13 protein-coding genes are annotated in these 16,141 nt (G+C 62.4%); 7 read left to right on the top strand and 6 right to left on the bottom strand.

What is annotated here, in order from left to right:
• From ABI582_RS23320 to ABI582_RS23335, 4 genes are all read left to right on the top strand, one after another.
• A partial coding sequence (locus ABI582_RS23320) for a bacteriophage T4 gp5 trimerisation domain-containing protein (protein ID WP_442120420.1) occupies positions 1–682 on the top strand: 682 nt, incomplete at its 5' end.
• A complete protein-coding gene (locus ABI582_RS23325; RefSeq protein WP_442120421.1) occupies positions 682–1,560 on the top strand; it encodes a DUF4123 domain-containing protein in 879 nt (292 codons plus the stop codon). The genes ABI582_RS23320 and ABI582_RS23325, both read left to right, overlap by 1 nt.
• An 11-nt stretch (positions 1,561–1,571) precedes the next feature.
• Positions 1,572–4,235 carry a T6SS effector BTH_I2691 family protein gene (locus tag ABI582_RS23330; RefSeq protein WP_442120422.1) on the top strand — a complete coding sequence of 888 codons (2,664 nt, stop codon included), beginning with the start codon at positions 1,572–1,574 and terminating at the stop codon, positions 4,233–4,235.
• The gene (locus ABI582_RS23335) at positions 4,235–5,383 is read left to right on the top strand and encodes a DUF6708 domain-containing protein (RefSeq protein WP_442120423.1); all 1,149 of its coding nucleotides are present in this window, start codon (positions 4,235–4,237) and stop codon (positions 5,381–5,383) included. Before ABI582_RS23330 ends, ABI582_RS23335 begins: the two co-directional genes overlap by 1 nt.
• 12 nt (positions 5,384–5,395) lie before the next feature.
• Here the strand turns inward: ABI582_RS23335 and ABI582_RS23340 are convergent, their stop codons facing one another.
• The 6 genes from ABI582_RS23340 to ABI582_RS23365 form a co-directional block, all read right to left on the bottom strand.
• Entirely contained in the window at positions 5,396–6,676 is a 1,281-nt protein-coding gene (locus ABI582_RS23340) for an OprD family porin (RefSeq protein ID WP_442120424.1), read from the bottom strand.
• Between the two features lie 40 nt (positions 6,677–6,716).
• Positions 6,717–8,033, bottom strand: a complete 1,317-nt coding sequence (locus tag ABI582_RS23345; protein WP_028612952.1) for an MFS transporter — start codon at positions 8,031–8,033, stop codon at positions 6,717–6,719.
• Positions 8,034–8,099: 66 nt separating this feature from the next.
• The gene (locus tag ABI582_RS23350; protein ID WP_442120425.1) at positions 8,100–8,624 is read right to left on the bottom strand and encodes a gamma carbonic anhydrase family protein; all 525 of its coding nucleotides are present in this window, start codon (positions 8,622–8,624) and stop codon (positions 8,100–8,102) included.
• A 12-nt stretch (positions 8,625–8,636) separates the two neighbouring features.
• On the bottom strand, positions 8,637–9,827 hold the full coding sequence (locus ABI582_RS23355; protein WP_442120426.1) for a CaiB/BaiF CoA transferase family protein: 1,191 nt from the start codon (positions 9,825–9,827) through the stop codon (positions 8,637–8,639).
• A gap of 24 nt (positions 9,828–9,851) precedes the next feature.
• The gene (locus ABI582_RS23360) at positions 9,852–10,781 is read right to left on the bottom strand and encodes a hydroxymethylglutaryl-CoA lyase (protein ID WP_442120427.1); all 930 of its coding nucleotides are present in this window, start codon (positions 10,779–10,781) and stop codon (positions 9,852–9,854) included.
• A 98-nt stretch (positions 10,782–10,879) separates the two neighbouring features.
• On the bottom strand, positions 10,880–11,791 hold the full coding sequence (locus ABI582_RS23365; RefSeq protein WP_028612956.1) for a LysR family transcriptional regulator: 912 nt from the start codon (positions 11,789–11,791) through the stop codon (positions 10,880–10,882).
• 268 nt (positions 11,792–12,059) lie between these two features.
• Between ABI582_RS23365 and ABI582_RS23370 the strand changes: the two genes are divergently transcribed.
• The 3 genes from ABI582_RS23370 to ABI582_RS23380 are packed head-to-tail and all read left to right on the top strand — an operon-like array spanning position 12,060 to position 16,141.
• The gene (locus tag ABI582_RS23370) at positions 12,060–13,388 is read left to right on the top strand and encodes a hypothetical protein (protein WP_258657286.1); all 1,329 of its coding nucleotides are present in this window, start codon (positions 12,060–12,062) and stop codon (positions 13,386–13,388) included.
• A gap of 32 nt (positions 13,389–13,420) precedes the next feature.
• Positions 13,421–15,652, top strand: coding sequence for an Ig-like domain-containing protein (locus ABI582_RS23375; RefSeq protein ID WP_442120428.1), 2,232 nt, complete (start codon positions 13,421–13,423; stop codon positions 15,650–15,652).
• A gap of 15 nt (positions 15,653–15,667) precedes the next feature.
• Positions 15,668–16,141, top strand: coding sequence for a curlin (locus ABI582_RS23380; protein ID WP_338747337.1), 474 nt, complete (start codon positions 15,668–15,670; stop codon positions 16,139–16,141).

The raw sequence follows: 16,141 nt of genomic DNA on the forward strand, positions 1-16,141 counted from the left end.
CGATGGCTTCAACGAGCTGCGCTTCGAGGATGAACTGGGCAAAGAGGAAGTGTTCATCCATGCCCAGCGGGACCAGAACAACATCGTCAAGCACGACGAAACCACGCGGGTGGGCAACGACCGCACGGAACGCGTGGAACGGGACGAGACAATTTCCATTGGGCAGGACCGTCGCGAAGAAGTAGCCCGTGACGAGTCCGTCGGCATCGGCCAGAACCGGGTACATGAAATCGGCAACGACGACAGCCTGAGCATTGGTCGCACCCACACGATCACCACAGGCAAGGATCGAATCGAACAGGTAGGCAACCACCGCCAGGACATCACCAGGGCCAACCACACGATAGAAATCGGCGGCCATCTGGAACAGGTCGTGGCCGGTCACCACCACCTGAAAACGGGTGAAGCTATCCGGCACACCACCAAGGTCTATGACATTCAGGTCAGCGAAAGCCTGACGATCAGGAGCCCGGCGGGCCTGCTGCGTATCGATGGCGCCGGTATCACGCTGGACGGCCTTGCGCTGTCCTTCAAAGGGCCGGTCAACCAGCAGGCTACGGGTAGCAATCGCATCACTTCGACTTCTGGTGTACCTGAGCCCGGCGAACCCATTTGCCTCAGCTGCCTGCTGAAAGCGATCGCCGACGGCCACAACATGATTCGCATGGAAGGAGCAAGCTGATGCCCAGCCCATTTGTCAGAGCGATTGTCGAGGTACTGCGAGCATCCGACCGTTACCGCCTGAGCGCCATCGTGGAAATGGCCAATCTGACTCCCGAGGTGCAGGAAAGACTGACCGGGTACTACGCCGACCGCTGCTGGCCACTGCTGCAGCAAGCACAGCTCAGCAACCTGCGCACAGCAGGCCCCTGGTTGTTTGGTTCGCGTCCGGGCTCGGATGTCTCGGCCCAGTATGATTTTCAATGGCAACTTGAACAGGGTGCAGCGGGCGCAGTATGCGGCTGGATAGTCAGCGCCCTCCCCCCCGACCGGCTTGCGCGGCATTTAAGCCACGCCAACATCGTCACGGGTGCTGACGGCCATTCGTACCTCCTGCGTTTTCACACCGCTGCAGCCTTGCAAGTGCTGGATACGCACCGTGAACTGCCCGGTGTAAGCGAATGGCTGGCGCCCATCCATCACTGGTGGTCGCCCGTCGCGCACCCGAACAAGCGTTTGTGGCTGCAGATTTCCGGCGGTGATCAGCCTCAAGCCACCCACTTCCCGCCAATCACGTTGAACGAAGCGTGTTGGGCTGCATTGGCGGGTGACCCGCTGAGCTATCAGCTTGCCGAGTTGCTAAAGGGCGAGCCGTCCTGCCCGGCCCTGGCTGCCGCTTGCCACGGCACGCGGATTGGCTTGATCCAGCACTATCTGGATCAGGCACGCGAGCAAGGCCTGGACCGGGAAGACGATCTGATCAGCTATGTGCTCATGCTGGCTCGCGGTGGGGAACCACTCAGCAACTCACCGGCCTGGCAGGAGGCCGTCGCCGCCACCCGCGAGCAACAGACATCCCTGATGGACAATGTGCAGCGATGCCTGCGCACCAAGGACTGAGGCAGATAACCATGGACTCTCTGAGCGAAACCCTCGAACTGTGCAGGCGCATCACCACCGGTTACCGACCCGCCCTGCGCAACAGCCCGGTCGCCAACTGCACCCGCCGTTTCGAACTGCTGCCCCTGCGCTACGCCGCCATCGGCGGCAACCCGGCACAACGCGCCCGCCTGCCCAAACTGCCAAGTTATCTCAGCCCATTCTCGGACGTCGGCGAGATGACCCATTCCAGCTACGCCATCCGCCCGTTGCGCGAGGGCTTTTTCTACCTGCTGATCAAGCGCCACAGCGCACCGGCCTACGAGTGGCACAGCCAGTACCGCGTCGCACCCAACGGCTCTCTGCTGTACATCAGCGCCGAGGCCCCCTGGGAGCCCGCCCCCAGCGCCGGCAATCTTGATGAGATCATCCGCAGCTTCGGTTGGACCATCACCCTCTACGACCTGGATGACATTCAGGAACTGCGCCCATTGTTCAGCCCTTCCCCGCTGACCCCGCGCATGCTCGACAACTATCGCCTGCTTGAAGACGAGTACCGCAGCAGCCTGCCCGCCATCGATATCGCCCGTTTTATCCAACCCTCCGACGCCCCACCACAGCCCCACGTGCTCAAGCATGACCAACTGAGTTGGGTAGCCGACTTCAAGGCCCAGGACGATACTGACCTGCAGGCGCTGCTGGACCTGCAGCCGTTCAACAATGACCAGATCGTCTCGCCGCACGCCTCACGGCAAGCGCTGGCGCCGCTGGTGAACCACAGCAAACCCCGTGGCGCGGCCCTCGTCATCGAAGACGCCATCGGCATTACGCAGGAGCTCAACGCCTGGCGCAATGCCGCTGTCGATGATGTGAAGACCAAGTGGCTGGAACGCACCGTGGAACCCGGCGTGGACAACGAGCGCAAGCTGCTGGTCGCGCAGTCGTTCCTGGAGATCGAAAAGCTCTACCCACAGATGATGGCCGAGCAGATCGTCAAGCGCGAAGTCATGGCCGAGAAAGTACGTAACCAGCCTCACCTGCATGCGGAGATCTACGCCTTTTCCGAACGGGCCAGGCAGCAGGCCGATGCACATGACGAACGCATGAAGCCTCACCTGGCGCAGTTCGAGCGCGATGTTCGCGCCAAAGTCCAGGTCCGTCAGGATGCTGGCGAGTTCAGCAAGAAGTTCGACCAGAAATACGGCCACCTGGTCGACCGTCAGGCCATGCATGATCAGCTCGAAGCCTTTGAGCAAGCCACGCAACAAGCCCAGCAAGCGGCAGAAGACCGCGCCAAGGACCATGCCCGCTGGTTAGTCAGCGAACGGTTGCTGCAAGCGCTGGACCGCTACGACAACGCCGACCTCATCAACGGCCTGGCCTTTGCCGAGCAGACCGGCCAGTGCGTGATCGGCATGGAGTTGAGTGAATGGGGCACGAAGGTGCTGGACCACTGGTGGGGCAGCGACGTGGCCGACCGGGCAAACCTGGCAATACGCGGCATCTCATACAACCAGCACGACATCCGGGAGGAGCTTGCTGCGCTGCTGGCAGAGGCTAAAGCCGAACCACCGGCAGAGTCGTCGTTCGTACTGCGCGAATCGCTTGCCCGGCAGGCACACATCGCCGCGAATGCGTTCGGGCGTATCAACTCGCTGTACGAGGAATTGCAGAAGAGCAACAACACCGCCAGCATCGGCCTGTATGCGTGGTATGTGGCGCTAGGGCGACAGGTACTCCGAACCGGCGCCCCCAACAGTGCAGACCGAGCGCTGCATCACGGTCTGCGCTTAACGTTGTTTGCATCGGTGCATGAGACGGCGGTCGACATTCGTCTGAGCGACGCTGCGCGTAGCGGGCAGCCCATTGACCCACAACGCAGCGGTGGCCAGATAGCACGCTATCTGGATCAGGCCTGGGCTGAAAACCTGATGCACGCCAACAACAGTGACTTCTACAAAGTGCGCGTCTCCGGGCTGGTGTGTTTACTGGAAGGCATGCTGATGGCGTTCAAGGCCCGCGAACTGCCCGACAGTGATGTTAGGGTGAAGACCGAACTCCTGGCGGCCGCGATGACCACGGCAGCGGCAGGCTTCGAAGTTGGAGCCAGCTATGTGGACCAGGTGGTAACCCGATACGGCGCCAGAAGTGCGACTGGCAGAGGTGCTGCGGCGACCTTGGGGAGGTTGAAGCTTTGGGGGGCTGGATTGGCCGGTACTGGAGCATTGGTATTGGCGTGGTGGGATTTCGCGGATGCGAACAAACACATCCGTGAAGCCCAAAACAAAGAATCAAGCGCCCGAAACATAAGGCTGGCCTCCGCGTACAGGGCTCGAGGCGCGGCGACGATAGCTCTTGCTCTCGCTGAGGGCGGAACAGCAATTGCTATGGCAAAACCTTTTTTTGACCACCTATCCCATAGCGCCAAAACTAAATTTGCAAGAATGTTGGCATCCTCTATGGGTGAGCTGGCAAAAAAACTGGGAACCCAAGTTGCGCGCGTTCTGCTCGCACGCTTGGTAGTCGGAGCTTTTTGGATAGGTCTCGTCCTGACGATCGTAATTTACCTCCTTGAAGAGGATGCATTGGAGAAGTGGTGTAGGCGCTGCTGTTTCCGAATAGGAAAAACAGCAAAGCCTTATAAAGAACACGAAGAATTGAAGGAGCTTCATTCGGCTTTCAGCGAGGTCTTGTAGTGTATCTAGTCGAATGGGGTTTCTGGCAGATGGCAATCGAGTCTGAGGCTGCGCGTAAGGCGTACGTAGCGGAAATGACGCCAGTAGAGAAACGCGCAATGCGGGACTTTTATGAAGGTGACTTGGAAGAGGAAGTCCATTTTCGGAAGGTCAGCGAAAACCCTCGCGCACGCAGTCCTGTTTACGCCTTCAATGAAAGTTTCCTAGAGATGCGTTGCGGCGGGTCAGAGGAAAAACGCGGCTTGATTACGATCATGACTTTGGGAGGATTAGGCCCAATCCTGTATAGCGGCGTTACAATAACCTTGGGATCAATCTACCTTTACCTTTTCACCGGTAGAGATCCTGCTGTCATCGACATCATCATAATGATGATGATGTCTGTCATGGACGGTGCTATCGTTTATCTGTATCTCAAATACGGTCTTCGGTTCACGCGGTTGGAAATGCTGACTAGCCGTCACCTGCTCATTCGCTTCAATCGAGTAACCCAACAAGTTCACCTACATCGGCCGAAATACTGCGGCGGCATCGTCACTTTCCCCTGGAAAACAACCGGAAGCACAGCCATCGACCCAGAAGATGACTCACTCAGCGTGGGCATGCGACTAGGGCTTGTCTGGCACCCCAGCCGCACCGGCCTTCCCCACATGGAAATGGCCCTACTCGGCAAGCAAGGCCAAGGCGGCAGCGAACTGCGTGATGAGTGGGAATTCATCCGCCGCTACATGGAAGAAGGCCCACACGCCGTCCCCCGCCCCCGGCTGAGCACACAACTACCATCACCCATCCAGGCCTTCAGCGCCCAGTTCGAAGGGCTTGGGCGTTTCTTCCGCAAAAGCAGCTGGCTGTTCAAAGTCATCTTGCTGATGGTCTGGCCCGCTTTCGTCATCGTTGGCACCGGCCACTGGCTCAGCCTGCTGCTGTGCTGGCGACCGCGCTGGCCGAAAGTAATCCGCGAGGCCGGCATGCCCGGCAAGCCCGTCCCACCCGTGACCACCCTGAGCGACTACCCACCCACAATCCAGGAGCGCCTACTCGCCAATGCCTACCGCTGGCAGCTCAAACCCGGCAAACGGCCTGAGAAAAAACCACGCAAACCGCGCAGATCCAAGTCAAAAGAGGAACCGGCTGCACCCACAGAATAATTGTGTCTGCGTTCAGAATTCGACCGTGTACCCCAAGATCACGCGGTTCTCATCCGCTGCATCGGCAAAATTCGAGCGCATGCTCGCATTGCGCCAACGCAGCGACAAATTCCGGAGCGCCCCCGACTGCACCACGTAGGTGATGTCCGTGGTCCGCTCCCACTCCCGCCCTTCTCCGTCGCCAGCCGCCAGCGCCCTGCCCTTGGCGCTGGCGATGCGCTGCGGGTCCACCTGGTCGCCCTTCACATAGCGCACGTTGAACGTCAGCCCGGGGATACCCACGGCAGCAAAGTTGTAGTCATAGCGCAGCATCCACGCCCGTTCATTGGCCAGGGCAAAGGTGCTGACCTGCTGTTCGCTGAACAGGTAGGTATCGGTGCCACCCACGTAGGCATATGCCGTATCGCCGCGCGCTTTCTGGTAGCCACCGCTGAACGTGTGGCCCTGAACGCTGTACCCGAAGTTGGTACTGAGGGTCTGGTTGCCGACTTCGCCCAGCAACGCCCGGCCCTGCTCGCGTGCGTTGAACCAGCGCCACTCGGTGAACACATCCCCGGGCCCTAGGCGGGTCTTGAACTTGAACCCGGCAAAATCACGCCGGAACAGGTCTTCGAGCGTGCTGGTGTGAAGGCTGAGGGTCAGGTTGTTCAGCGGCTGGTAATCGACACCGCCGTAGTACAGCCGGTCACTGGTTACCGTCGCCGAGTAGGCCCCTTGCTGCGCCATGGCGGTCAGGTCCTCATAGTCGGTGGAGTCACGCAATTTGGTGGCATCCACCTGCAGCAGGGTGAGCGTGAGCCGGTCGAGGTCCTTGCTCACCAGTTGCGCACCGTTGAACCACTGGGGGAACAAGCGGCTGTTGTTGGAGGCCAGCAAGGGCAGTTGTGGGCTCAGGCCACCCACTTTCAACTCGCTTTGTGCGAGCCTGGCCTTGAAGGTAGCCACGGCCTTTGTGTAGTCGTCTGCAGCGCGTTTGTCGCTGTTTCGCGGCAACAGGCCGGTGCCGCTGCGGTCAGGCGAGGAGTCCAGCTTGAGCCCAAGCATGCCGGCTGCGTCCAGGCCAAAGCCGACCACACCGTCGGTGTAGCCAGACTGCAGGCGCAGCATGAAGCCGTGGGCCCATTCACCGCGCCGCGATTGCGTGGCGCTGTCACCGTGAAAGTCGCGGTCGAAATAGAAATTGCGCAGTTCCAGGCTGCCGCTGGCGTCATCGATGACGCCGGCCTGCGCGTTTTGACAGGCGCAGCAAAGCGCCCCGAGCATCAACGATGCTCGCCGGGAAAGAGTGATCATGGGTGTGCCTTGTTCTTGTTGTTAGAAGACTCAGCGCCAATCAGGTACGGGGGTTGCGCACGAAGCGCATCACCACCAGGCAGGCGATCAGGATAAGCGGGGCGATGGACAGCATGCCCATGGAGTTGCTGCCGGTGAGGTCATTGATCTTGCCCACCATCACCGGTGCGACGATGCCGCTGAGCTGCCCGACCGAGTTGATCGCCGCAGTACCGGTGGCAATTGCCAGGCCCGAGAAAGTCGACTGTGGAATGGTCCAGAAGATCGGGATGGCGATGAACGTACCTGCGGTGGCCAGCACCAGCGCGGCCATCATCGCCAGCGACGAGTCGGAATACAGGCATGCCAGCAGGTAGCCGACAGCTGCCGCCAGCAGGCAGTACACCAGATAGCGCTTGCGCTCGCCGGTACGGTCGGAGAGCCGGGTCAGCAACACCATGCCAATGCAGGCCACCGCGTAAGGCAAAGCCGACAGCACACCGACCCAGAGCATGTCCTGCACACCTGATGACTTGATCAGGTGCGGCATCCAGAAGTTGAGGCCATAGGACGCAGTCTTGATCACGTAGTAGATGAACGCCATGATCGCCACTTCGCGGGTCAGCAATACCCGCCAGATCGAGCCGAGAACCGGCTTTGCAGCGCGTTTGTCCTGGGCCAGGTTTTCCACCAGCAGGTCCTTCTCTTCACGGCTCAACCATTTCGCCGCTTCGATGTCGCGGTCCAGCTTCCACAGCACCAGCAAGCCCAGCAGCACACACGGCAGGCCGGACATCAGGAACAACCAGTGCCAACCGGCCAGGCCCAGCACGCCATCCATGGTCCCCAGCAAGACACCTGCTGCCGGGCCACCCACCGCGCCGGCCAGCGGCACCGCCAAAAACCACAGGCCATTCATCTTCGCCAGGTGCTTGCGGGGGAACCAGCATGCCAGGTAGAACAGGATCGCCGGGCCGAACCCGGCCTCCATTACGCCGATCAGAAAGCGCAGGAAATACAAGGTGTACTGGGTATAGGCAAACACCAGCGCCGCCGTCGCCAGGCCCCATGACACCATGATCCGGCAGATCCAGGCCGGTGCCCCGTAGCGCTTCAGGCCCAGGCTGCTGGGCACTTCGAACAGCACATACCCCACGAAGAACATGCTCGCGGCCAGACCGTAGGCGGCGTCGCTGAGGCCCAGTTCCTGCTGCATCTGCGCCTTGGCGAAACTGATGTTGATGCGGTCGAAGTACGAGAACAGGAAGCAGATGATGGCCAGCGGCATGATGCGCCAAGCCACGCGGCGGTACAGCAGCAGTTCATTGATGTGGCTGTCGTTGCGCTCACGCGCCAGTTCGCCGGTCATGGCAACCATTGTGGATCTCCATTCTTGTAATTATTGGAGAGCAGCGACGCCTTCATGGGCGTCGCCAGCGGGTTTTCAGCGGATGCGGATCAGTTTTTCCTTGAAGCTCTGGCCTTTTGCGACGTACTCGGCGGCGTTGCGCTGCATGCTGGCGATGGCTTCGGCCGTCAACTCGCGCACCACCTTGGCAGGCGCACCAAGAATCAGCGAGTTAGCGGGGAACACCTTGCCCTCGGTGACGATGGCACCGGCACCGACCAGGCAGTTGTTGCCGATGACCGCGCCATTGAGCACCACTGCCTGGATGCCGATCAGCGCGCCATCACCGATGGTGCAGCCGTGCAGCATGGCCTGGTGGCCGATGGTGACGCCTTGCCCCACCGTCAACGCAAAGCCGGGGTCGGCATGCAACACTGCGCCTTCCTGCACATTGCTGTGCTGGCCGATACGGATCGGTTCGTTGTCGCCCCGTAGCACGGCCTGCGGCCATACGCTGACCCCTTGTTCGAGGGTTACGTCGCCGATCACGGTGGCATCCTCGGCAATGAAAGCTTCCGGGTGCAGGTTGGGCGCAAGGGTGTCGTATTTGTAAATCGCCATCTCAAACCCTCCTCAAGCTGCGTCGTCGGTTTTTAGCACGCCGGCCGCGCACAGCTCGGCAATGTGCGCATCGCTGTAACCCAGTTCGCGCATCACCTGGCGGGTGTGCTCGCCAATCCGCGCTATCGCCCGGCGTGGCTGCAAGCGCTGGCCGTCCAGCGACAGCGGCAGCAACGGCATGGGTGTGTGGCTGCCGTCTTCCAGTTGCAGGTCGGCCATACCGCCGCTCTGCTGTAAGTGCGGGTCATTGAACAATTCTTCCGGGCGGCGGATCGGCGCAAACGGGATGCCGTTGGCCTCCAGTTGCAGCGCCAGTTGCCCGGCATGCAGTGGCGCGAACACCTCGACCAGGTGCGCCAGCAACCTTGGCCGTTGCAACACACGGTCGTTGTTGCTGGCCAGTGTCGGGTCATCGAGCAAGGCGGTCTGCCCCAGCACCTGGCACAGCGCATGCCACTGCCCTTCGCCGGTGGCGGCGACAAACATCTGCTCGCCACCGGCGAAGGTGAACACGTCGTAGATGGCCCAGGCACTGATGCGATTGGGCATCGGCGCGGCTGCCTCGCCGGTGACCACGTACTGCTGCATATGCTGGGCGGCCAGCAGCACGCAGTTCTCGTACAGGGCACTTTGCACCTCGCGGCCGCTGCCGGTGGTGTGGCGCTCGTTGAGCGCTGCCAGCACGCCAATGGCGCCGAACATGCCGCCCATGATGTCGTTTACCGAGCTGCCCGCGCGCAACGGCCGGCCCACCGGCCCAGTCATGTAGGCCAGCCCGGCCATCATCTGCACCACCTCGTCCAGCGCCAGGCGGTTGTCATAGGGCCCGCTGAGAAAGCCTTTGTGCGAGGCGTAGATCAGCCGTGGGTTGCGCTGGCGCAGCGCGGCGTAGTCCAGGCCCAGCGTGCGCATGCGCCCGGGTTTGAAGTTTTCGATGAACACGTCGGCCGTATCGATCAATTGCAGCACGGCCTCGCGGCCCTCGGGCGTTTCGACATCCACGGCGATGCATTGCTTGTTGCGGTTGAAGGTGCGAAAAAAACCCGCCCCCGCGCCCAGCAGACGGCGCGTGCCGTCGCCGCGCACGGGTTCGATCTTGATCACTTCGGCGCCAAGGTCACCGAGGATCATGCCGCAGGTCGGGCCCATGACCATATGCGAAATTTCGACGACACGGATGCCGTCCAAGGGAAGTCTGGACATCGTGGTATTCCTCGTTCAGGCGGGTCAGGCGTGGCCGGCAGCGTCAGCGAAGTTGAGCGGTAGCCCGGCGCGGGCGATGCAGCCATACAGGGGCTCGCCCGGTAGCGCTTCGCTCAGCACCTGGCGCGACTCGATCAGTGCGGGCAAGTTGATACCGGTGTCGTAACCCATGCTCTGCAACATGAACACCAGGTCTTCGGTGACAGTGTTGCCCGACGCGCCAGGGGCGAACGGGCAGCCTCCCAAGCCAGCCAGAGAGGCGTCCAGCTCGCGGATGCCCTGCTGCACCGCGACCAGGCTGTTGGCCAGGGCCAGGCCACGGGTGTCATGGAAGTGCGCGGCCTTGAGGCGGTTACCGGCAATCGCCCGCACAGCCTGGAGCACCGTTGCCACCTGGCCCGGGTTGGCGTAGCCAGTGGTGTCACCCAGCGAGACAAGGTCGCAACCGGCTTCGATCACGTGGCGGGTCAGTGCACACAGGTCGGCCAGCGGCACCTCGCCCTGACGGGTGCAGCCAAATGCGACCGACATGCCAGCAATGACCTGTACATCCTGCAGGCCCATTTCAGTACGCACTTGGCACATGCGCCCCAGTTCCTCGACCATTTCCATGGGCGTGCGGCGCACGTTGGCCAGGCTGTGCGCCATGCTGACCGATACCGGGGCGACGATGCGATGGGCGCCAGACTCAAGTGCGTCCCTGGCGCCGCGCAGGTTCGGGGCCAACACGGTTACCTGCAGGCCCGGGTATATGAGGGCGTGGGCCACCACCTCGCGGGCATCGGCCATTTGCGGCAGCAAGCGTGCCGGTACGAAGGAAGCGACTTCCATGTGACGCACGCCGGCGGCGTAAGCGGCGTCGATCCAGCGGCGTTTGGCGGCCGTTGGCATGATGGTCTGCAGGCTCTGCAGACCGTCGCGCATGCCGACTTCGTTGATTGTTATTGTTGTCATCACGGTCTCTCTGTCTGAAGCGTTGCGCCAGACTAAGAGCTGGATGACGGGCAGAAAAGACGTGTTTCACGGGCTGATCCATCGTCAGCCACGATGGATCAGCCCGCGACCTGCCAAGCCGGTGCACGCAGCAACAGGTGGTCAAGCAGGCGCCGTGCCGACAGCGATAGCGTGTGCCGGTCGCGCATGCAGATGACGAATTCGCCAAGCGCCCAGTCATCCGTCAGCGGGATGACCCGCAGGTCGAACAACGCCGCATAGCGGGCCACGGCCTCTTGCGGGAACACCGCCAGGCCAAGCCCGAATTGCACCAGGCGGTATGCCGCGTCGAACGACGATACATACGAACGAAAACGCAGCTCTTTGCCTGCCTGTTCGGCGCTTCTACGCATGAAAGCATTCAATGTGGCGAAGGCAGAGAGGCCCAGGTGGTCGTAACCCAGGGTTTGCGCGAAGGCAATCTGGCTACGGCCAGCCAAAGGGTGATCAGCAGCAACGACCACGGCCAGGTGATCCTGCCGGTACGGTACGAATTCCAGGTCACCCACCGCCATGGATTTGCGGCAGATGCCAAGGTCTGCATTGCCCTCAGCCACACCACGAACGACATCGGTGCTGAAGCGCTCCTCGATATCGGCCTGAATCAGTGGATTCTCCAGCATGAACGCCGACAGTTCCTCGGGCAGGAACTCCATGATCGACGAGACATTGGCCAGCACCCGCACATGGCCCCGCGCGCCTTCGGCGTATTCGCTCAGCTCGCTGTCCAGGCGTTCCATGGCGCGGGTCATTTCCCGGGCATGGCGCAGCAGCGCCAACCCTGCTGGGGTAGGCTCCACCCCGCGCTTGCTGCGTTTAAGCAAGGCCGTGCCAAAACGCGCCTCGATGTCTGAAATACGTTTGCTCACGGCCGAGGGCGCCATGAACGCGCGCTCGCCAGCGCGGGCGATGGTGCCTTCTTCGCAGACGACGATGAACAGGTTCAGGGAAAGCTGGTCGAGGGGTTGCATCGCTTGGCTCGGCAGGGGAATGGGACCGCCGGTGCAATGTAGCAAAAATCGCATTTGCTTCGAAAACTGGGTTGGAATTACCTGCCCCCAATCCCCAACCTTGGGGGAACGCAGCCCACTGCCAGCTGCTCGCAATATGCTCCGCTGAAAGACTCGCCACCTTGCCGCACAAGGGCTGCAACGCTATTTCCAGATTGTGGCACAGCTCTTGCCGATCTCCTCCCAGACGCCCCAAGTCCATGGGCCCGTTTGCAGGAGAAATTGACTCATGCACCGACCGATACCCCACCCGCTGGCAGTGGCGATTTTCGCCGGTATGCTCCAGCTCCCGGCGCAGGCTGCCTTGAATGCTGTCGATCCAGGCGCCTACGTGCCCGCCAACGGCGGCTTCCCCGCCTGGTACCAGGACAGTCACGGTCGCACCCTCGACCTGTGCCTGACCAAGGCGGTCAGCTCCAGGGTTGCCGGCGCACCCGGCGCACCGTCGTACATGTGCACGCTGCTGCCTACGCCCGGTGTGTTCGACGATACCCAACCTATCGTCTTCCCCACCAACTTCCCTGACGAAGCGTTCTGGTTCACCGCCGACGCCGCTATCGTCGACGCCACCCGCGGCATCGACCTCAGCTACGGCACGGCGATCGAAGCGGCATTCGCCGCCGAAGAGCCAGTCGAGGGTGACCAGGTCAGCTTCGCCCGGGTGCGTATCCGGGTCGATGTACCCACCGCTGGCACCTACGTGGTCACCCACCCCTACGGCGTGGAAGTGTTCGATGTCCCCGCCGCAGGGCGTCGGGCGATCAACATGACCCGCGACATCGGCATTGCCGGGGCGGGCGATTTCACCGGTGCGCTGAAGGGCGATGTCGGGCCGTTCCTGCGCAGTGTCAACGGCCCCTACACCGAAGGCAACGAGCGCTTCGTCGGTGACCCGAACCTTGAAGAACGGGTGACCGGCAGCCCGTTCAACACCAACTTCGTGCGCATCGAAGGCCCGGGCGGCATCGACCTGCGCACCGAGCTGTTCGCAATATCGGGCAAGCTCTCGACCGTTGCCCTGCCTACCCCGCTGATGCCACAGCGCAGCACGTACTCACGGCACACCGAGAACGGCGATCTGCGTGCCCAGCAAGACATCTTCGTGATGGCCCCGCCTCCACCGGCCAGCGTCACCCTGACCAGCCAGACGCCCAATCTGAGCCTCACCGAGGCCAACGCCACTGGCGCCTGGTACGCCCAGTCGGCCCTCAACCCGGCGGCCGGTACCATCGTGACCCTGACCGCGGACAACAGCGTGGCGATCCCGACCAGCAGCCTGACCACCCGCAACGTGCCACTGACTGACCTGGTCACCATCACCCAGGCCCAGTACCGCCTGTCCACCGGCGAGCTGACCCTGGTGGCCAGCACCAGCGACGAAACCACCCCGCCCGTGCTAACCGCCCATACCGGCAACGGCACGTTGATCGGCAACCTGGGCGGCACCGGCGCCGTGAAGACGTTGAGCATGTCCATCTCGCCAATTCCGCCGGCCAAGGTACAGGTCACCAGTGCCAATGGCGGTAGCGACACCGAAGACGTGGTGCTGGTGCCATGAACAGACAAAGGCTCAGCCTTCAAGGAGGCCGCATGAACACTTGGTCGCGCCGTGCGCTGTTCGCCGCCGGTTTTTCCCTCACCGTTACCAGCGCCGCCTTTGCCGCGTTGTCTGATGTAGACCCAGGGCCCTACACCTTCGCCACGGGCGGCTACCCGATGTGGTACAAGGACAGCCTTAACCAGTCCCTGGAGCTGTGCCAGTCACGGGCGACCAGTACCCGGGTACCCGGCACTCTGGCCGCACCGTCCTACATGTGCACCCTGCTGCCGGAGCCGGGTATATACGACGACGCCCTGCCGCTGGTGTTCCCCGACAACTGGCCGCCAGAAATGTTCTGGTTCCTGGCCGAAGCCACCATCCCTGCCGTCGGTAACAGCGGCTATGAACTGGATGCCTACGTTGCGGGCCTGGAAGCGGCCTTTGCCGCCGAAAACCCGGTAGACGGCGACCAGCAAAGCTTCGCCCGCATCCGGCTTCGCGTGTCGGTTCCGCGTGCGGGGGTGTACACCATCACCCACCCCTTCGGCGTCGAGACGGTCAATGTCACAACGCCCGGCCGGCGGGCGATCAACATCACCCGCGACATCGGCATCGGAGCGCCCGGTAACTTCACGGGGGCGCTCAATGGCGCACTCGGGCCATGGCTGCGCGGGGTTGGCGGGCCTTACACCGAGGTCAACCCGGACACCGGTGCCACCGAAACCTTCATCGGCGACCCAAATCGCCCGGAAGCCGTAGTGGGCAGCCCGTTCAACACCAACTTCATCCGCATCGACGGCCCGCCTGGGCGAATCGAAACCGCGCTGTTCACGGTTTCGGGCAAGGTGCTGGACCAACGTGCACAAACCCCGGTCACCCTGGAGCGCGCCACCTACTCGCGCAACGGCAGCGGGACCCGCGTGGAAGTGTTCGCCAAAGCGCCGAAAGAGGCCAGCCTGTGCATGCGCAATGGCCTGGCACTGATCGGCACGCCCCCTTCGCCTTGCCAGTTCAACCTGACGGCAGACAACAACGGCCTGTTCTTCCACCAACAGCTCGCCCAGGCAGCACCACCTGCGGTGGTGGTGGTCACGGCCAGCAACAGTGCCGGCGGCACCCAGCCGACCGCGCTGTCGAGCAAGCTGACCGACGTGGTCAAGGTCAGCACCGCGCGCTACGACTGGGCCAACAAGCGCCTGCTGATCGAGGCCAGGTCCAGTGACGAAGTGGCTATCCCAGACATGCTCGCCCAAGGCTACGGCCGTATGTCGAAATCGGGCACGTTGCAAAGCATCACTGTCAACGACGTGGCACAGCCGCCAGCCACCGTCACGGTCAAGTCTGCCCATGGTGGTACTGACGTGGAACCGGTGATCGTGGTCGGCAATGCACCTGTCGAGGCGGCCAACCAGCCACCGCTGGCCCAGGCAGATGTCGGCAGCACCAGTGTTGGTGTGCCGATCACCCTCAACCTGCTGCAAAACGACAGCGACCCTGACGGCAATGTGCCGCTGACCCTCAGTGACCTCACCCAACCGGGTACCGGCCTTGGCGGCGTCGTGCTCAACGGTACCACCTCGGTCACCTACACCCCGCCAGTCGGCGCTACGCAACCATTGGTGGCCACCTTCAGCTACCGGGCGGTGGATTCCAAGGGCCTGAAATCGGAACCGGCCACGGTCACCATCAACGTGGCGCCTAACCGGCCACCGGTGGCCAACCCGGAAACCGTCGCCACCCTGGGCGTGCCATTGACCATCAACGTGCTGGCCAACGACACCGATCCGGAAGGCAATGTGCCGCTGGCCGTGGCTGCCGTCACTCAACCGGCTGCAGGCCGCGGCACGGTCAGCACCGACGGCGCCACCGTGACCTATACCCCACCGGCCACGGTTACGGCGGCCTTCACCACCACCTTCACCTACCAGGCACGTGACTCCCTGGGGGCGTTGTCCACCCCAGGTACGGTCACCGTCAACGTGTCGCCACGGCCCGCCGCCGAAACCTTCGCGGTCACGGCAGCCACCGTCACGGCGCGCTCCAACAACCGTTACAACTGGGACATCAGCGGTACTTCGTCGGTAACCACGGGCAACGTTGTCACCGTCCGGGTCACCACCACCACCGGGGTGCAGACACTGGGCACCGCCACCGTACCGATTAACGGCCGCTGGCGCCTGGCAGTCAGCAACAGCACCACGGTAATCCCGACTGCCGCGCCGACGGCAACCATCACCACCAGCCCGGGTACCACCCGCACCGTCAACGTGGTTGTGCAGTAAAGGCGGGGAAACGCCATGAAACGCTTGTATCCACTGCTGTTCAGCCTGGCCCTGGCGGGCCAGGCCAGCTGGGCCGACGACCTGATGGACAATGCCGACCTCGCGCCCGGCAACGACCTAGGCGAACCGGTGATCATCCGCCTGCTGCCGGTCGGTGCCGGCCAGGCTGCGGTGATCGAGCAGCAGGGGTCAGGCAACCGCGCCGCCCTCGACCAGAACGGTCAGGCCCTGCTGGGCCGTATCGTCCAGTCTGGCGGTGCGCAGGAAGCTTACATCCTGCAGGAAGGCAGTGACCTGATGGCCAGCATCAGCCAACAGGGCAATGGCAACAGCGCGTCGATTCGCCAGAGCGGCAGTAGCAACAGCGCGGCCATCGAGCAGATCGGCAACGACAACAGCGCCAGCATCGTGCAGTCCGGCTCGGGCCTCAACAGCTCCGTGACCCAGACCGGCAATGGCCAGCATGTTCAGATCACCCAATATCGATAG

It is taken from the genome of Pseudomonas sp. SAS7 (assembly GCF_052112345.1).
In the GTDB taxonomy this organism is placed as follows: domain Bacteria; phylum Pseudomonadota; class Gammaproteobacteria; order Pseudomonadales; family Pseudomonadaceae; genus Aquipseudomonas; species Aquipseudomonas putida_Q.

Excerpts from the sequence above, each read along its gene's own strand:
- ABI582_RS23380 (WP_338747337.1), top strand. The coding sequence starts at position 15,668 with ATGAAACGCTTGTATCCACTGCTGTTCAGCCTGGCCCTGGCGGGCCAG.
- ABI582_RS23355 (WP_442120426.1), bottom strand. The coding sequence starts at position 9,827 with ATGTCCAGACTTCCCTTGGACGGCATCCGTGTCGTCGAAATTTCGCAT.
- ABI582_RS23370 (WP_258657286.1), top strand. The coding sequence starts at position 12,060 with ATGCACCGACCGATACCCCACCCGCTGGCAGTGGCGATTTTCGCCGGT.
- ABI582_RS23345 (WP_028612952.1), bottom strand. The coding sequence starts at position 8,033 with ATGGTTGCCATGACCGGCGAACTGGCGCGTGAGCGCAACGACAGCCAC.
- ABI582_RS23375 (WP_442120428.1), top strand. The coding sequence starts at position 13,421 with ATGAACACTTGGTCGCGCCGTGCGCTGTTCGCCGCCGGTTTTTCCCTC.
- ABI582_RS23350 (WP_442120425.1), bottom strand. The coding sequence starts at position 8,624 with ATGGCGATTTACAAATACGACACCCTTGCGCCCAACCTGCACCCGGAA.
- ABI582_RS23360 (WP_442120427.1), bottom strand. The coding sequence starts at position 10,781 with ATGACAACAATAACAATCAACGAAGTCGGCATGCGCGACGGTCTGCAG.
- ABI582_RS23365 (WP_028612956.1), bottom strand. The coding sequence starts at position 11,791 with ATGCAACCCCTCGACCAGCTTTCCCTGAACCTGTTCATCGTCGTCTGC.
- ABI582_RS23330 (WP_442120422.1), top strand. The coding sequence starts at position 1,572 with ATGGACTCTCTGAGCGAAACCCTCGAACTGTGCAGGCGCATCACCACC.
- ABI582_RS23340 (WP_442120424.1), bottom strand. The coding sequence starts at position 6,676 with ATGATCACTCTTTCCCGGCGAGCATCGTTGATGCTCGGGGCGCTTTGC.
- ABI582_RS23325 (WP_442120421.1), top strand. The coding sequence starts at position 682 with ATGCCCAGCCCATTTGTCAGAGCGATTGTCGAGGTACTGCGAGCATCC.